The sequence below is a fragment of the Prosthecobacter gellanilyticus genome (assembly GCF_007992435.1).
In the GTDB taxonomy this organism is placed as follows: domain Bacteria; phylum Verrucomicrobiota; class Verrucomicrobiia; order Verrucomicrobiales; family Verrucomicrobiaceae; genus Prosthecobacter; species Prosthecobacter gellanilyticus.
On the sequence record NZ_BKAG01000001.1, the window covers coordinates 75,067 to 92,360 of the forward strand.

The following is a 17,294-nucleotide window of genomic DNA, read 5'->3' on the forward strand; positions in this document are numbered from 1 at the left end:
TCTCTGCCTGATGAAAAGCCTGCTTTTTCCTGCTCTGCTTTTGAGCTCCACCTGCCTCGCGGATTCCAACTGGCCGCAGTTTCGCGGGGACGGCGGGCTCGGGCTTGGATCGGGCAAACCGCCCGTGGAGTTTTCAGCGGAGAAGAATCTGAAGTGGAAGGTGGAGGTGCCGCTGGGACATTCATCGCCCTGCATCTGGGGAGACAAGGTCGCGCTCACAGGCCTGGATGGCGGCAAGCTGGTGACCTTTTGCCTGAGCCGCACGGATGGCCATGAGCTATGGCGCGTGGCCGTTCCAACAGAGAAGATCGAGAACGCGCACCGCATCGGCAGTCCGGCAGCGCCGACCTGCTGCACGGATGGCGAGCGTGTGATCTCCTACTTCGGCTCTTATGGCGTGCTGGCTTATGATTGGAGTGGCAAGGAGCTGTGGAAGAAGCCGCTGCCTGCTCCGGTGGTGGAGTTTGGAACGAGTGCTTCGCCCGTCATCGCGGATGGAAAAGTGATCATCGTGGCGGACCAGGACATCGGCAGTTACATGATCGCGCTGGATGTGAAGACGGGCGCGGAAGTGTGGAAGGTGGATCGCACCGAGTTCAGGCGCGGCTTCTCCTCGCCCTTCATCTGGAAGCATGATGGCATCGAAGAGCTCATCGTCTGCGGCTCGCTGTGGACACGCAGTTATGATCTGAAGGATGGCAAGCAGCGCTGGAGCGTGCGTGGCATGGCGCGTGTCTCCAATGCCAGCCCGATCGCCGCGGATGGCGTGCTGCTTTTGGTAAGCTGGAATGTCGGCGGTGATGAAGATGACCGCGTGCTCATGGAGCCGCATGATGTCTTCCTGGCCGCGAACGATGCCGACAAGGATGGCCTGCTGACGCTGGAGGAGTTCCCCAAGAGCAAAATCAAAGATCGTTATTCTCAGATCGATGCGAACAAGGACGGCAAAGTGACCAAAGAGGAGTATGAAGTGCTGCGCGGCATGTTTGCAGACGCCGTGAACCAGCTCTTTGCCATCAAACCCGGCGGCAGCGGTGACATCACAGACACGCATGTCGTCTGGCAGCAGAGCAAGCACCTGCCGTATGTGTCATCGCCCGTCGTGGCGAACGGTCGTGTCTTCACCATGAAGAGCGGCGGCCTCGCCAGCGCCTACGATGCCCAAAACGGCAGCCCCATTTATCAGGCGGAGCGCGTGGATGCCTCCGGTGACTACTATGCCTCCGCCGTGACCGCCGATGGCCGGATCTATCTCGTCTCCCAACGCGGCACCGTGGTGGTGCTGGATGCCAAGAGCGAGACGCTGAACGTCCTCGCCCGCAATGAGCTCAAAGCCCCGGTGTTTGCCTCACCGGCGATTCTTGATGGCGTGATCTACGTCCGCACAGACAAGCACTTGATGGCGTTTGGGATGTGAGACGGCCTACCTTTCTTTGCGCTTCACAACCGGGAAGCGACCTTGTTAGGATCATGCATTCGCCATGGAAACTCCCCTCTCGCCTCTTGATTTCGCGCGTCGTGCACGTCGTCTCTATGCAAACCGGGGGGCGGTGGTGGATGGGGGCCGACGCTTCACCTATCAGGAGTTCTTTGAGCGCTGTGATCGATGGTCAGCGGCGCTTCAAAAACTCGGGCTGAAAGCGGGAGATCGGATCGCGAGCATCGCGCCGAACACGCATGCGCATCTGGAGTCTTTTTATGCCGTGCCTCAGATCGGAGCCGTGGTGGTGCCGATCAATTTCCGCCTAACTGCGGATGATTTCGCCTACATCCTCAATCACAGCGGCGCGCGCATGGTGTGTGTGCATGAGGACTATCTGGACACGGTGGACAAGATCCGCGACCGCGTGCCGGGTGTGGAATACTTCGTGGCCTTCACCGGCAAGCGCGAGGGCTGGCTGGACTATGAAAGCACCCTGGCGGCCAGCGAGCCGCAGTTTGAGCCTGCGGAGATCGATGAGACGGAGATGATCGCGCTGAACTACACCAGCGGCACCACGGCGAATCCGAAAGGCGTGATGGTGACGCATCGCAACACGGCGATGAACATCATGGGCCACCTCATGCACACGCGCATCAGCAGCGCCGACAGCTATCTGTGGGTGCTGCCGATGTTTCATGCGAACGGCTGGACCTTTGTGTGGACGATGACGGCGGTGGGCGGACTGCATGTCTGTCTTCCGAAAGCGGATCCGAAGCTGATTTTTGAAACCATCAAGCACCACGAGATCACGCTCATGTGTGCCGCGCCGACAGTGCTCATCAGCATCGCCAATGCACCTGGGGAATGCCGCAGGCAGGCACCACGTGGCGTTCGTGTTTTCACCGCCGGTGCGCCACCTGCAGCCGCGACCATCGAGAAGGTGGAAGGCGAGCTCGGCTGGGAGATCACACATGTGTATGGCCTAACCGAAGTTTCTCCCATTGTCACCATCAGCGAGGTGAGGCCGGAGCATGCGTTGCTGGATGCACGCACGCGGGCCAGCATCAAGGCACGGCAAGGCGTGGAGTATCTGGCCAATGCCGAAGTGCGGGTGATCGATGATCAAGGCGCCGAGGTTCCCAAGGATGGCGCGACGATGGGTGAGATCGTCATCCGTGGGAATGCGGTGATGAAAGGTTACTACAATGATCCCGAGGCCACCGCGAAGGCCATCCGCAACGGCTGGTTTCACAGCGGCGACGCGGCCGTGGTGCACCGGGATGGCTACATCGAGATCCGTGATCGTTGGAAAGACATCATCATCAGTGGTGGTGAGAACATCTCCTCCGTTGAGGTCGAGGGCACGCTGCTGCGTCACCCCGAAGTCCAGGAAGTGGCCGTGGTGGGCATGCCGCACAAGAAGTGGGGCGAGACACCGCAGGCCTTCATCGTGCCACGGGCAGGTGCATCTCCAGCCGAGGCTGATCTGCGCACTTTCTGCCGCGAGCATCTCGCGCATTTCAAAGTGCCGCACGGTTTCACCCTGGTGAAGGAGCTCCCCAAAACAGCCACCGGCAAAATCCAAAAGTACGTGCTGCGCGGCGGTCGGGCAAACATCACGAAGCAATAGACCAAGGAACTTTGGCAGAAAAATGAGGGCAGAAAGATTTCAGCAAATCTTTCTACCAAAACGGGATGGAGGCGCTTCCACCCAACCCAGGAACTCCCATGAGTTCCTCCGCACGACCCCTTTTCCTTGAATGTTAGACAGGATGCTGAGAGCATGAGCGCTACGGCATGCTGTTTCTTCGACGTCTCACCTTTCTCGCTCTTGGCTTCGCAGCCATTGGCGCACGGGGGCAGTCGTTTGAGGACACCCTCGGACTGCAGCCGGTGCACATCACCCTGGATGAAGCCGTGCGCGGGGTCATGGAAAAGAGCTTGGACGTGCGCATCGAGTGGCTGAACTGGGCCGTGGCCGATGAGCAGACAGACGTGGCCCTCGGGAAGTTCGAGCCGTCTTACTTCCTGACCTCGAACTGGCGTGAGTCGAACCTGCCGCAGAACTCGCTCGACTACGTGCAGACGGGCGGGATCATCATTCCGCTCACTGAGCCGCGCCTCTTCATGCAGCAGAGCCTGCTCACGCAAACCGGCATCCAGGGCAAGCTGCCGCTGGGCACAGAATACCAGATCTACGCCAGCACGGGCGTGTTTCGAAACGATCTCAACCGCCAGCGTCCTCCAGCCATCTTCTACCCCGAGTATGCCGCGGCGGTCGGCTTCAGCTTGAAGCAACCCTTGTTACGCGATTTCGGCCCGTCCGTGAACCTCGCGGAGCTGCGCGTGAGCCGGAAAAACGCCGTGATTGCCGATGCGAAGTGGGAGCTGCAGTTCCAGCGCTCGCTGGGGCAGGTCATCGTGCAGTACTTCCAGCTCATCTTCGCCGTGGAGAATGTGGAGGTGAAGCGCGAGGTCGCGGCCTTTGCCCGCACCCTGGTGGCGGAGAACAAGAAGCGCCTCGAGCTCGGGCTGCTCTCCCCTGCCGATGTACAGGAGGCAGAGGTGGCCGTGGCCGTGGCACGTGAGGAGGTGATCACCGCTCTCGGGCAGGTGGTGGAGAGACAAACCACCTTGAAGACACAGATCCTCGGCACGGTGGATGAAGGCGCTGGCGTGGTGTTTCTGCCCAAAGACTCGCTGCCCATCATCTCGCCCCAGCTGGACCGTGCAAAGCATCTGCAGAGTGCTCTTCAGCGCCGGCCGGATCATCGCGGCGCTTTGGAGGAGGCGGAGAAGCAGGCCATCGTGGTCAAATACATGCGCAACCAGCTCCTGCCGCGCCTGGACCTGCAGGCCACTTTGACCGCGAACGGACTCAGCGGCAGCTATGGCAGCGCCTTTGAGCGGGCTTTCGAGCGCCAGGGCTATGACACGCAGGTCGGGTTCCAGTTCAGCATCCCGCTGGGGAACCGCACGGCGAAGGCGAACCGCAACGCCGCCGAGCACCGCCAGCAGCAGGCCATCCTGAACATCGCCCGAAGTGAGCTGACCATCTCCACGGAGCTGGACACCGTGCTGGCCCAGGTGCGCACGGCCCGCGCCAAGATGGAGTCCACCCGCGAGAGCGAGCGGCTCGCAGGTCAGCTTCTGGAGACGGAGCAAAAGCGGCTGGAGCAGGGCCTGGCACGCACCTTTGACGTCCTCCGTGCCCGCGCTGCCCTGGCCGAGGCCCGCACCCGGCGCCTGGCCGCTCACGCGGACTACAATCAGGCCGCCACCAACCTGCATCTGGTGGCAGGCACCCTGCTGGAGCGTCATGGCATCCGGATCGACCGCGGCAGTTCCCAGCCCAAGGCCGTCCGGACATCCACCAAATAGCGACTCCCCTGACCCGGGATCGGGATGGACAGCGGGCGATTTCTCCCCACCATGCGCGGCCCTTCGCCCGTCCGCTTTTGAAAGTCCTCGTCCTCATCCCCAGCTACAATACCGGCCGCATCCTGCCCCAGACCGTGGCAAACGTCCTGGCGCAGTGGCCGGAGGTCTGGGTGGTCATCGACGGCAGCACGGACGGCAGCACCGCCCTGCTGGACCCGCTGAAGCAAAACCACCCTGGCCTGCGCGTGATCGTGATCGAGAAGAACGGTGGCAAAGGCGCCGCCGTGCTCCACGGCATCAAGCTCGCCGATGAAGCTGGCTACACCCATGTCCTCACCATTGATGCCGACGGCCAGCACCCGGCGGAGGACATCCCCCACTTCCTAAAACTCTCCAAAGAGCACCCCGAGGCCGCGCTCATGGGCTGCCCGGTCTTCGGACCCGAGGCACCGCAGCTCCGCGTGCAGGGTCGCAAGCTCTCCAATGGCTGGACGAATATCGAGACCCTGAACTGGGGCATCCCCGACTCGCTTTTCGGCATGCGCCTCTATCCCATCCCGGCCCTGATCAAAGCCTTCCGCGGCACCCTCTGGGCGCGGCGCTTTGACTACGATACCGAGATCGCCGTGCGTCTGGCCTGGCAGGGCGTGCCCATGAAAGCCGTGCCCACGAAGGTGCGCTACCTCACCGCCGAGGAAGGCGGCGTGTCCCAGTTCCGCTACTTCCGGGACAACACCCTCCTCACCTGGATGCACGCGCGCTTGCTGATTGGCTTCTTCTGGCGCCTACCGTATCTTTTGCTGCGCGGCCGCAATCCGCTCAAGTCATGACACCCGCTCCCGTCGTCGCCAGCTCCCAGGCCCTGGAAGACATCGCCTCCCTGTGTGATGCACGCTGGGACCATTTCTACACCAAGGCAAAGCTCGGCAGCGATCCCGTCTACTCCGCTGTGGTGCGCGAGGTGCATGCCACTCTGCTGCCCGTGCTGGACATCGGCTGCGGCATCGGCCTGCTGGCGCATTACCTGCGCGCCTGCGGCCTCAGCAGCCCTGTCACCGGCTTCGACTACGACCCGCGCAAGATCCACTCCGCCCGCCAGATGGCCACGAAGGCCGGCCATGGCGACATGTCCTTTGCCTCCGGCGATGCGCGCACCGGCCTGCCCGAATTCAGCGGCCACGTGGTCATCCTGGACATCCTCCAGTTCTTCACTGAGGCCGAGCAAGACGCGCTGCTCACCATCGCCGCCAGCCGTGTGGCCCCTGGCGGCAAGCTCATCATCCGCTCGGGCCTGCGCGATGAATCCTGGCGCTTCCGCGTGACCGTGCTCGGAGACTACCTCGCCAAAGTCACCTTCTGGATGAAAGCCGCGCCCACCCGCTATCCCGAGGCCGACCAGTTCCGCCGCGTGCTCAATGCCGCCGGCCTGAACGTGCGCCTCGAGCCCATGTGGGGCGGCACTCCGTTTAACAACTACCTGATCGTCGGAGAGAGGTGAGGCATGCGCCAGATCCCAACGCGGGATCCGCTGGCAGACGAATGGGGACAAACGAATGACAACCAGTCAGGGCCAACTATTCGCCTGTCCCCATTCGTCTGCCAATAAATCTTTACGAGGAGCTCACTTCACAGAGACCCTCGGCCCCACCAGCGCCGCGCGCTCATTCAGCGTGGCAAAGATGTGCTTGGCCTTCGTCGGACCATTGAACATCGTGCCTTCATGCTGCACCTCGAAACCGTAAGCATTTAGCCGCGGCACAGCCACCGCGGTAGCCGTGTAAGTCTGCGTGTCCGTCATCGCACGATCATACCCCGAGGCCACCAGCTTGCTGCCCGGAAGCATGCGGTCATTGACGATGTTCGAGCGAATCACCGTGTCTACCAGTGTGCCCGCCTGGTCCTCGGTCATCTGATACGCATAACCATCACGAATCGTGGAGTGAGTGCCGGAGCAGGAGCAAAGCAACAGACTGGCGAGAGCGAGGAGCGGGAGTGACTTCATCATGAGAGAAGACACAAGAACAAGATCACTCACTCATCGCAAGCGCGGAATGAGAGCACTCCGCAAAACAACTCACGCCCCCAAATCAAAAATCATAAATGGCTCCACCCGCTCACATCCAGATCATCAGCTTCTGCACCAGATCCTTCGTCTGCGTGACCCGGTACTGCTCGCCCACTTCCATTCGCACTCGGCTCCCACCATTGTAGGCAAACTCAAAGATCACCGGCAGCTCACCCGGATGCTGCACCAGCACCTCATGAATGCGCTCAAGATCGATCTCGCTATGCCGGCGTGAGTCAAGCCGCAGTAGCAGCGGCTTCGGGGGTGCGGGAGGCACCACAGGCTTTTCAATCACCTCCGTCGCGGCATTCGGATTGCGCGCCTTCTTCGGCTGCAGCTCCTTGGCATCACTCATCGTCACGCGGTTGCCCTCGCTGCGCTGATCCTTCATGCAGCGGCAGCGCAGACCCAGCACTTTGCCAGGCTGGAGGAACTCTTTAAACTTCTCGTACTCCTCGCTCCAGGCCATCATCTCGATCTGGCCGGTGAAGTCTTCAAAGGTGAAGGTGGCGAAGGGTCGATTGTCCTTCTTCGAATACTTCACCGCGCAGGTGTTGATGATGCCGACGAGGTAAATCGTCTGCGGCTTCTGCGAGGTGTCCACCTCATGGATGGCCATGATCTTGGTGATCTTCGATGAATCAAAGTGTCCGCGGAAGGAATCAAGCGGATGACCGCTGACATAGAAGCCGAGCAGCTCCTTTTCATTATCCAAAGTCTCCGTGGCCGTCCACGGGGTCACGGCCACTTCCTGGGCCTTGGCACTGCGGCGCTTCGGCGCCATCTCGAAGGTATCAAAGAGCCCGCCCTGCCCTGACTTGAGGTCCTTCTGCATCGAGGCAGCGCTGGAGAGCGCCTGGTCGATCCGCGAAAACATAGTGGCGCGGTCTTCCTTCGTGAAATCGAAGGCGCCGGCCTTCACCAGAGACTCCAGGGTCTTCTTGTTCACGGACTTGGTGTCGATGCGTGAGCAGAAGTCTTCGAGGCTTTTGAACTCGCCGTTCTTACGCTCCTCAATGGCGGAGGCCATGGCGCCCTCACCCACGTTCTTAATAGCCGCGAGACCATAGCGGATGGCATTCGGCACGCCCTCAGGCGTCTCGGCGTCCTTGGTGCGCTCCGGAGCGAAGACGAGCAAACTCTTGTTCACGTCCGGCGGCAGGATGGTGATGCCCATGCGCTGACATTCGCTGACAAAGTTGGCGATCTTCTCCGTGTTGCTGACTTCCAGACTGAGCACGCCGGTCATGAACTCGACCGGGAAATTCGCCTTCAGATAAGCTGTCCGATAAGTGACAATCCCGTACGCGGCGGAGTGGGACTTGTTGAAGCCGTATTGAGCGAACTTCTCCAGCAAGTCGAAGATTTCGTTAGCCTGTTTGGGTGGAATTTCGTTGGTCTTCTCACAACCTGCCACGAACACGAGACGCTGCTTCGCCATCTCCTGCATGTCCTTCTTACCCATCGCTCGGCGGAGCAAGTCAGCCTGACCCAGGCTGAATCCGGCGAGCAAGTTCGCCGCCTGCTGCACCTGCTCCTGATAGACCAAGATGCCGTACGTTTCCTTCGCGATCCTTTCCAGCAAAGGGTGCGGATACTCGACCTTCTCCAGACCCTTTTTACGCGCGATGAAGTCCGGGATGAACTGCATGGGCCCTGGTCGATACAGGGCCAGAATAGCGATAATCTCTTCGATCTTGTCCGGCCCGAGCTGCTTGCAGGTATTGACCATGCCACCAGACTCCATCTGGAAGACAGCGGTGGTCTCGCCGCGCTGGATCATCTCAAAGGTCTTCACGTCATCCAGCGGTGCCTCGGATGATCTGAAACCATAGATGCGCTTCTGAATCCAATGCTCGGCTTCGTGAATGACGGTGAGCGTCTTCAGCCCCAGGAAGTCCATCTTCAGCATGCCCAGCTCAGTGAGCGGCTTCATGGCAAACTGGGTGACGATTTCCTCTTCCTTGCCTCGCGTGAGGGCAATGAAAGTGGAGAGCGGCTTGTCACCAATAACGATGCCGGCCGCGTGAATGCCAGTGCCGCGTGTGCAGCCTTCCAGGAAGGTGGCGTGCCGCCAGAGCTCCTGGGTTTGGCTGTCTTCGTCGATGAGCTTTTTGAGCTCGGGATTCTTTTCGACCGCGCCTTTGAGATCGATGTTCAGCTCGTCCGGGATCATCTTCGAAAGACGATCCGCGTCATTGTAACCCCAGCCCAGCACGCGGCCCACGTCACGGATCACGCTCTTCGCGCCCATGGTGCCGAAGGTGATGATATGGCTCACGCTGAGCTCACCGTATTTTTGCCTAACATACTCAATGACCTCAGGCCGGCGCGTCTGGCAGAAGTCGATGTCGATATCGGGCGGGCTGACACGCTCAGGATTCAGGAATCGCTCAAACACCAGCTCGAAGCGCAGCGGGTCGATGTCCGTGATCTCCAGCACAAAGGCGACGAGCGAGCCCGCCGCCGAACCACGGCCTGGACCGACAGGGATGCCATGCTCCTTGGCCCAGTTGATGAAGTCCCAGACGATGAGGAAGTAGCTGGTGAAGTTTTTTTCGTTCAGCAGCGCCAGCTCATAGTCCATGCGCTTGCGCAGGTTTTCATCATTGAGCGCACGATCACGACCATAGCGCTTGATCAGACCTTCTTCACATAGATGGCGCAGATAGCCGGCGCGGTCGCTGCCATCCTCAGGATTGTACAGCGGGTAGCGGTCAATGCTCGTCGCATCGAGCCGGATGTTCAGATTGCATTTGTCCGCGATCTCCAGCGTGGCATCACAGGCCTCCGGAAGTTCGGAGAAGAGCGCGCGCATCTCCTCGGCTGTTTTGAAATACACCTCGGGTGAGTACGTGACGCGGTTCTGGTCATGCACGCTCGCACCCGTGCCGATGCAGATGAGCAGATCATGGCTTTCATGATCCTCTCGGTTCATGAAGTGCACATCATTCGTGGCCACCGTTTTGAGCCCGTAGCTCTTGCCCCATTGGAGCAATTGCTTCGTCACCGTCCGCTGCTGCTCCATGCCGTGATTTTGCAGCTCGAGATAGAAATTCTCCGTCCCAAAGATGTCCACGAACTCACGCAGGCTCCGCTCCGCCTCATCAGGCCGCTCGGTGAGGAGAAGCTGGTTGATCTCCCCATTCATGTCCCCGCTCAGGCAGATCAGCCCCTTGCTGTACTGACGCAGCAGATCCTTGTCCATGCGCGGGTGATCCCACTGGCCGAAGAGATGCGCCTCCGTGACGATCTTGGAGAGGTTCTCATAACCCTCGTTGTTCGCCGCCAGAAGGGTGAGATGCGACGAGCGCTTGCGGCCCGTGATGTCCTTCATCTCCCGCATGGATCCCGGCGCCAGATACACCTCGCAGCCCAGGATCGGCTTCACGATCTTCTCCAGCTGCTCCGGCGTCGCCACCTCATCCTTCTTCAGCTTCGGCTTCGTCTTCAGCGCCGACATGTAGAAGTCGATCGCCGCATAAAGGTTCCCATGGTCCGTGATCGCCACCGCAGGCATTTTGAGCTTCTGCGCCCGCTTCACGAGATCATCCACCCGGCACGCTCCATCAAGAAGCGAGTAATCGGAATGGACGTGAAGATGAACGAATGAGTCTGCCATGTGCCTGGATGTTGGGCGGTTCAGTTTAGGCAGCCAAAGGTCCGCATCAAGACAGCGTCGTCCCTCCCCTCACTAAAAACTCCACACCCCCTCTGCCTCCAACAAAAATCCAGCCTGGATCCACCTTGATCAACCTGGACCGCCCCCGAGTTCCCGAAGACTGCCCTCTCGGACGTACAACCCCATTCCAATGGGGTTTGCCCCGATCAACGCAAGAGCCCCGCACCCTCCCACCACCCACGAACAGGTCGGATCCAGTCGGATCAGCTCGAATCGCCTCACGCGAAGCGCGCCAGCAAAGTAGCCATCTCGCTCCCGCGAGATGAGCCTACGACTCCGCCACCACCACCCGCACCTCTTGTTCCATGAGGTCGGATCCAGTCGGATTGACCCAGATCGGCCTACCGTCTGAAACCACCGTAAACAGCCCCCAGTCCGGCTCCCATCCCTTTCGGGTGATTGTCTCCCCATCTCCAAATCTCCTGTGAAAAAAGCACTCATAGCCCCGCAACTTCCACCCGCCCCCGCATCCTGAAAAGTGACCCAAGCGGACCCTTTGGACACCGCGCTTCCGCCCCTTGAATCAGGAATCAGGATTCAAAGATCAAGAATTCTAGACAAACCTCCCCCGCACATCCGTCCTCCCAGGTAACACCCCCTCATGCTCACCCCTCGCCAGATCGAACAGCTCTACGATGCCCACGCGGCGGGCCTGTTCCATTACATCTCCAGCATCGTCCGCTGTGAGACCCAGGCGAAGGACCTCCTCCACGATCTCTTCCTCAAGCTCCAGCACCAGGGCCTCCCCAACCTGGAGAGCGAGCGCGCCTGGCTCACCCGCTTGGCCCACCATCTCTGCATCGACTGGATGCGCCACCACGGCACCCGCCGCCAGGCCGAGGAGCGCAGCGCCTCCGAGCCCCGCCCCCTCTTCCAGCCCCAGCCCGACCCCGACGCCGCCGAATTCGCCCAGCGGGTCGAAAAAGCCCTCGCCGACCTGCCCCCGGAACAGCGCAGCGTCGCCCACCTAAAACTCTGGCAAGGCCTCACCTTTGAGGAGATCGCCACCGTCCAGGCCATCCCTCTGAACACCGCCGCCAGCCGCTACCGCTACGCGCTCGAAAAACTGCGTTCCCTGCTCCGGCCCCTTTACGACGAAATCCAGCCGCCATGAAACACGACGACCCCACCGATCTCGAATCACGGCTCAGCTCCCTCCCCCTGAGCCCCCTGCCTCCCGAATGGAAGGCGGAGCTCCTCGTCCGCCTCTCCCAAACCACGGCCACGCCAGCATCTGTCTCCATCGCCCCCCGCATCCGCCGCACGCCACCCCGTTGGCTCGCCATCGGCTGGGGCCTCGCCTGGGCCGCCGTCATCGTCCTGCACCTCAGCACCCCTGCCACCCCGGACAGCAAGTCCCTCACCGACCCCGCCACCGCCCAGTCCCTGAAGCAGCGAACCGAGCTCCTCCAGTCCCTCCTCGCCTTCAAGTGAGCCCCCAAACCCTCACGGGTGGGCCCCAACCCACCCCCAAGGCTCCATCGTGCCCATTTCTCAATACTCCACCACTCCCCTCCTTCTCCGCGTCTCCCCTCTCCGAGTCTCCGCGTCTTCCTCATTCCGCCCATCGCTCACTGCCAACCGTCCACCGCTTACCCCCATGTCCCTCCCCACCCGCCTCTGGAGCCGTCGCTGGCTCCGCGTCCTCACCTGGATCCTCATCACCCTCGTCACCCTGTGGGTCCTGCTTGCCGTCGTCCTGAAATGGACCGGCCAGCGCCGCTGGCAGCGCCTCACCCAGGAGCTCGAGTCCAAAAATGAAACTCTCGACTTCGTCAAACTCCAGCCCCCTCCCGTCCCCAACGATCAAAACCTCGCCGCCATCGACGCCCTGAACGGCATCCGCCTCGGCCCCGGTGACACCCCCGAAGCCAAAGCCGCCGAGACCAAGCGCAAGCGCATCGAGGACGCCGAGAGCCTCTTTAGATCCGCCGCCAGCCAGGCGACGCAGACCATCGTTCCTCGCGGTGACCCCCTCGGCAAAGCTCTGCCACCCTCCATACCTGACATCATCGGCCAGCTAGAGGTCTCCAAGCTCCAGCTCACCAAAGAGTCCGATGCCGCGGCCCTGCGTCAGGCCATCGAGAAACACGCCCCCTTCATCACCGAGATCACCCAGGCCGCGCTGACCCGCACGGAGGTGGACTACCTCCCGCGCTGGGACCAGACCCCGTTGCCACAACCTCTTTTCGCCCTCCCCATCCCTTACTGCACCACCACCAATGCCCTGGGCCGTCTCCTGCAACTGCACGGCATCGCCTGCGCAGAATCCGGCGATCCTGAGGCAGCCACGGCCGATGTCGTGACCCTCCTGCGCCTGGCGGAAGGTCATCTCAAAGAGCCGCTCCTCATCTGCCATCTCGTCGGCATGGTCCTTCATCAAAACGCCGCCAGTCTCACCTGGCTGCTCCTGCAAAAACGCGCCCTCAGCGATACCCAGCTCCGTTCCCTCCAAACCGCTTTTTCCCGCCTGGAGATGCCAGCCAGCCTCCTCCAGGCCATGCGTGGCGAGATGGCCTTCGGCGCAGACATGGCCGCACATCTGGAAAAGAATGCCGCCGCCTATGCCATGCTCAAAAACATGACGGAGAACTTTAGGCAATCGCCTTTCGAGGCCGTTTTTGTGAAGATGATCCCCTCCGGCTTCTTCACCCACGCCAAGGTCAGCCTCGTGCAGGCAGAGTGGGACCACCTCGTCCACCCGCTTCAGCACCAGTCCTTCAAAACAGCCCTGCAGTCTCCCGGCCAAGCCGAAGACTGGCTGAAAAGCATCAGCCTCCTCAAGCGCCCCGATCTCCTCCTGGCTAAAATGGCCCTGCCAGCCGTCAGCCAGGTTAAACTCTCCTCCGCCCTCGCCGAGAACACCCGCCGCCAAGCCCTCCTCGCCTGCGCCCTCGAGCGCCACTTCATCCAGCACGGCATTTATCCCGCTAGCCTGGATGCCCTTGAACCCGTCACCCTCGCCGGAGCCACCAAGACCGCCTTCGACGAATCCCCCATGCACTACCTCGCCAGCACCGACGGCCGCTACCGCCTCTGGCACAACGGCCCCGACGGCAAAGACGACGGCGGCGCAGTCGCCAAAGAAAAGAAATCCCCCGGCTCCAGCCCCAGCCCCCGCGACCCCCAATACCTCGGCGACTGGACCTGGCGCTACGAGCCCCTGAAAGAGTAACCCTGCACGCCCCCAACGTACCACCCCATTCCAATGGGGTGGCACCTCGAAAACCTAACAAGAAAGAAGATAAATAAGAACCCCGCTCACCAAAATCCTTTCCGTCCTTCTCTCCACACCACACATTCCCCCCTCTCCCACACCCGAAACCCAAAGGGCTTCCGTCTTACAGCCCAGGGGTGCCGAGCTTTAGCGAGTGCTCCCCTGGGTTATCGACACGGCATTCTCCTTTCATGCCGAACCCCAAAGGGGTTCCGTCCTTTTCCGTGAACGTCGGCACCCACCGCCAATCCACCCCACCACCCGGTGTCACACCTTGATAAAAATCCCGCGCTTGTACAACCACCGTGCCAACAACAACAACAGGCCAAAACTCACACAAGACACCACCCATGCCCATTCCTTCCCCGGATGCCCCACAATGCGCTCGGTCACCGTCCGGAAAAACCCCAGCCCCGCGCAAACATACAGCGTGATCGGATTCGCCCCCACCCACATGAACGGCGTCGTCCAGCCCTTCCACCCGCGCACATCCACGATCCCGTAAAACACGCTTAACAACACCGCGCTCCATCCCCCGGCCACCAGCACAAAGCTCGACGACCAGATCTTCTTGATCACTGGAAAAAACGGATGCCACACCCACCCCAGCGCGATCATCACCACGCCTGCGCCGATCAAGCCGAGCACCCTCTTCGAAGCCGTCGTCGAATTCACCAGCCACTTGCCCGCGAGAATCCCGATCAAAGCCGTCGCGATCGCCGGCAGCGTGCTCAGCAGCCCCTCCGGATCATGATCGCCATCATACTTCCGCCCCGGCAGCCAGATCGAATCCAGATAGTTTGTTAGGTTGTGCCCTTCCGCATAATCCCCGGCGCCAAACCCCGGCACCGGCACAAAGGCCAGCAGTGCATGATACCCCACCAGCAGACCGATCACCGTCGCCACCAGCCCGCGCCAGCCTAACCAAAGAGAGATCATCCCCGCCGCCGCTGAGGCCAGGCCAATGCGCTGCAACACCCCCAGCCACCGGATCTTCTCCCAGCCGTCTCGCAGGCCTCCCGAGAAGAGCACCCCGATCACCACCAGGATCAATGCACGGGCCAAAAGATGCTTCACTGCACTCGCACGCCCCTCCTTCTGCAACCGACGCGGCAGCGCAATCGCCATCGACACACCCGCGATGAACAGGAACAGCGGAAAGATCAGATCATAAAACCGGAACCCCTCCCAGGCCACATGATCCAGCTGCGTGTCCACCATCGTGGTGAACCCACTTCCAGGCGCAAACCGGTTCAGCACCCCCTGCAGCACCCCGCCCATCCCCAGAATCCAGCACATGTCAAAACCGCGCAAAGCATCCAGGGAGACAAGACGTGACGAAGAAGAGTTCTGAGACATGCTGCCCAGGAGACGCGCCCATTCACAGAAATCTCTCAGCCCTCTTCCAGAGGCGCACGAACACTCGTGCCCGCTGTTTGGCTTCCCGCCTCCGATCTTACGTCCACCTCGAAACCCGGCTATCCAGCTGAAACACCTGCCCGCTCACGTTCTCCAGGCTGTGCAGAAACGCGATGAACCTCGCAGCATCAGCCACCGTGTTCAGTCTCCCTAAAGTATGCGCTGAAAGGATGCGCGCACGATGCGCCTCGTCCGCCAGCAGATGCTTCGTCATCTTCGTGTCCAGAAAGCCCGGCAGCACACAGTTCGCTCGCACGCCACGCGCGCCATACTCCGCCGCCGTGGACTGCGTCAGTCCGATCAACCCCGCCTTCGCTGCCGCATAATTAGTTTGGCCAATCGGCCCGCTCAGCGCGCTGAAGGAGCCAATGTTCACGATGTGCCCCGCACGCTGCTTCACCATCAGCTTCAAAGCTGCCTGCGTGCATAGAAACGCGCCTTTGAGATTTACCTCCAGCACTTCGGAGAACTCTTCCTCGCTCATATTCACCATCCGCCGGTCACGCGTGATGCCCGCATTGTGCACCAGCAGATCCAACCGCGGCAAAGCGCTTATCACACGCTGCACCTGCGCCTTGTCCGTGACATCCATCTCACCATGCGATGGCGCATGCACCACCCAGCCCTGTGCCTCCAGCTCAGCACGGACGGCCACGGCCAGGTCACCTTCCCCGCCGGTGATGAGTACGACTGCTGGAGATGCATCACTCATTCAGGGATCATCACGGGAGTCTCCTTGGCCTTCCGGATGCCCAGGCCGAGAAAGTAAACAATCGCGGAAGCAATGAACATGGAAGACGCCAGGAAGTAAAAACCATTGGCATAAGACCCGGTCGCATCCTTGATCTGGCCTAGGATCCACGGCCCGGTCGCACCTCCGAGATTCCCCACGGAATTGATGAGTCCGATGCTGCCCGCCGCCGCCGCTTCAGCCAGGAACAAGCTCGGCAGCGACCAGAAGGCCGGCATGTAGGTCTTGAACCCCGCGAAGGCCACCATGAGGCAGGCCATGGTCAGCACCAGATTGCCCTTCGTCAGCGGTGCAAACAGCATCGCCAGTGCCCCGATGAAGATCGGCACACAGGCATGCAGCCGACGCTCCTGCATCCGGTCCGAGCTCCAGCCGCCAAAGAGCTGCCCAAACAGCGCCAGCAGCGGTGGCAGCACGATGAGCATGGTGAAGTCCTTGGTGCTCAAGGCATACCAGTCCTGGATCACGCTGGGCATGAAGAGCTCCATGCTGTGGCTGCAGGTGGTGATGAAAAAGTACGCTGCACAGAGCAGCAAAACCTTCGGATGAGAAAAGGCTTCCATCAGCGTCATGCGCTTGCCCTTGGTCTTCAGCAGTCTCTCACGCTCAAGCTCCGTCTCCAGCGCTTCGGCCTCTTCAGGCGTGAGCCACTTGGCCTGCTTCGGCCGGTCCGTGAGCAGCCACAGCACGCCAATGCCCAATAACACTGCCGGGATGGCCCAGAAGATATACACCCATTGCCAGCCCACGAGCCCTAGCAGCTTCGGATGGAAGATCACCTCACCCGACTGCAAAGTCTCCGAGCTGCCGAACTTGAGAAACCAGTTGGAGATCGGGCTGAGCATCTGCGCAAACGGTGTCGCGATGAGGAAGTAAGACAGCGCCTTCGCGCGATCACGCGCGGTGAACCAGTGGGTGAGATAGATGATCACCCCGGGGAAGAACCCCGCCTCGGCCAGCCCCAGCAGGAAGCGCACGACATAAAATTGGTTCGGCGTGGTCACAAAGGCCGTCAGAGCGGCCATCATCCCCCAGCTCACCATGATGCGGCAGATCCATTTCCGCGCGCTCCAGCGCTCCACCATCAGCGAACCCGGGATCTCCAGGAGGAAGTAGCCGATGAAGAAAAGCGTGCTGCCAAACCCGATCACCGCATTGGTGAACTCAGGCATGTCCTTCACCATCGTCAGCTTCGCCACCGCCACGTTCACCCGGTCCACGTACGCGATCATGTAGCTCACAAAGAGCACCGGCAGCAGGCGGAAAAAGGCTTTGCGCCGGGCGCGATCAAGCGGGGAGGTGGATTCTTCGGGCATGGGAGAGGTTGGAACGCCCGATGCTAGCGACCTCCATCAC

At 61.0% G+C, this 17,294-nt stretch carries 13 protein-coding genes; 8 read left to right on the forward strand and 5 right to left on the reverse strand.

All coding sequences use genetic code 11. From position 1 onward, the window contains the following. The first annotated feature begins 10 nt into the window (after window positions 1–10). The 5 genes from BGE01nite_RS00260 to BGE01nite_RS00280 all read left to right on the forward strand — a co-directional run bounded on the left by BGE01nite_RS00260 (window position 11) and on the right by BGE01nite_RS00280 (window position 6,302). The gene (locus BGE01nite_RS00260) at window positions 11–1,417 is read left to right on the forward strand and encodes an outer membrane protein assembly factor BamB family protein (protein ID WP_146848251.1); all 1,407 of its coding nucleotides are present in this window, start codon (window positions 11–13) and stop codon (window positions 1,415–1,417) included. A 64-nt stretch (window positions 1,418–1,481) separates the two neighbouring features. After that, a complete protein-coding gene (locus BGE01nite_RS00265) occupies window positions 1,482–3,053 on the forward strand; it encodes a long-chain-fatty-acid--CoA ligase (RefSeq protein WP_146848252.1) in 1,572 nt (523 codons plus the stop codon). Between the two features lie 167 nt (window positions 3,054–3,220). Then, window positions 3,221–4,804 (forward strand): TolC family protein, encoded by a 1,584-nt coding sequence (locus tag BGE01nite_RS00270; protein ID WP_146848253.1) that lies wholly within the window; start codon window positions 3,221–3,223, stop codon window positions 4,802–4,804. A 77-nt stretch (window positions 4,805–4,881) separates the two neighbouring features. After that, window positions 4,882–5,634: a glycosyltransferase family 2 protein gene (locus tag BGE01nite_RS00275; RefSeq protein WP_146848254.1), complete on the forward strand. Its 753-nt coding sequence runs from the start codon at window positions 4,882–4,884 to the stop codon at window positions 5,632–5,634. Continuing rightward, window positions 5,631–6,302, forward strand: a complete 672-nt coding sequence (locus BGE01nite_RS00280; protein WP_146848255.1) for a class I SAM-dependent methyltransferase — start codon at window positions 5,631–5,633, stop codon at window positions 6,300–6,302. Before BGE01nite_RS00275 ends, BGE01nite_RS00280 begins: the two co-directional genes overlap by 4 nt. Before the next feature lie 123 nt (window positions 6,303–6,425). Here the strand turns inward: BGE01nite_RS00280 and BGE01nite_RS00285 are convergent, their stop codons facing one another. Together BGE01nite_RS00285 and dnaE are read right to left on the reverse strand one after the other, a co-directional pair. Beyond that, window positions 6,426–6,809, reverse strand: a complete 384-nt coding sequence (locus BGE01nite_RS00285; RefSeq protein ID WP_146848256.1) for a hypothetical protein — start codon at window positions 6,807–6,809, stop codon at window positions 6,426–6,428. 109 nt (window positions 6,810–6,918) lie between these two features. Next, window positions 6,919–10,491 carry a DNA polymerase III subunit alpha gene (gene dnaE, locus BGE01nite_RS00290; RefSeq protein ID WP_146848257.1) on the reverse strand — a complete coding sequence of 1,191 codons (3,573 nt, stop codon included), beginning with the start codon at window positions 10,489–10,491 and terminating at the stop codon, window positions 6,919–6,921. Between the two features lie 661 nt (window positions 10,492–11,152). Here dnaE and BGE01nite_RS00295 point away from each other — a divergent pair. From BGE01nite_RS00295 to BGE01nite_RS00305, 3 genes are all read left to right on the forward strand, one after another. Then, a complete protein-coding gene (locus BGE01nite_RS00295; RefSeq protein ID WP_146848258.1) occupies window positions 11,153–11,665 on the forward strand; it encodes an RNA polymerase sigma factor in 513 nt (170 codons plus the stop codon). Then, window positions 11,662–11,985, forward strand: a complete 324-nt coding sequence (locus tag BGE01nite_RS00300) for a hypothetical protein (protein ID WP_146848259.1) — start codon at window positions 11,662–11,664, stop codon at window positions 11,983–11,985. The genes BGE01nite_RS00295 and BGE01nite_RS00300 overlap by 4 nt, the downstream gene beginning before the upstream one ends. A 166-nt stretch (window positions 11,986–12,151) precedes the next feature. Then, entirely contained in the window at window positions 12,152–13,726 is a 1,575-nt protein-coding gene (locus tag BGE01nite_RS00305) for a hypothetical protein (protein WP_146848260.1), read from the forward strand. A gap of 309 nt (window positions 13,727–14,035) precedes the next feature. Here BGE01nite_RS00305 and BGE01nite_RS00310 read toward each other — a convergent pair whose 3' ends face one another. The 3 genes from BGE01nite_RS00310 to BGE01nite_RS00320 all read right to left on the reverse strand — a co-directional run bounded on the left by BGE01nite_RS00310 (window position 14,036) and on the right by BGE01nite_RS00320 (window position 17,254). Continuing rightward, window positions 14,036–15,127, reverse strand: a complete 1,092-nt coding sequence (locus BGE01nite_RS00310; protein WP_146848261.1) for an acyltransferase family protein — start codon at window positions 15,125–15,127, stop codon at window positions 14,036–14,038. Between the two features lie 97 nt (window positions 15,128–15,224). Continuing rightward, window positions 15,225–15,899: an SDR family oxidoreductase gene (locus BGE01nite_RS00315; protein WP_146848262.1), complete on the reverse strand. Its 675-nt coding sequence runs from the start codon at window positions 15,897–15,899 to the stop codon at window positions 15,225–15,227. After that, window positions 15,896–17,254, reverse strand: a complete 1,359-nt coding sequence (locus tag BGE01nite_RS00320) for an MFS transporter (RefSeq protein ID WP_146848263.1) — start codon at window positions 17,252–17,254, stop codon at window positions 15,896–15,898. Before BGE01nite_RS00320 ends, BGE01nite_RS00315 begins: the two co-directional genes overlap by 4 nt. Between the last annotated feature and the right edge of the window lie 40 nt (window positions 17,255–17,294).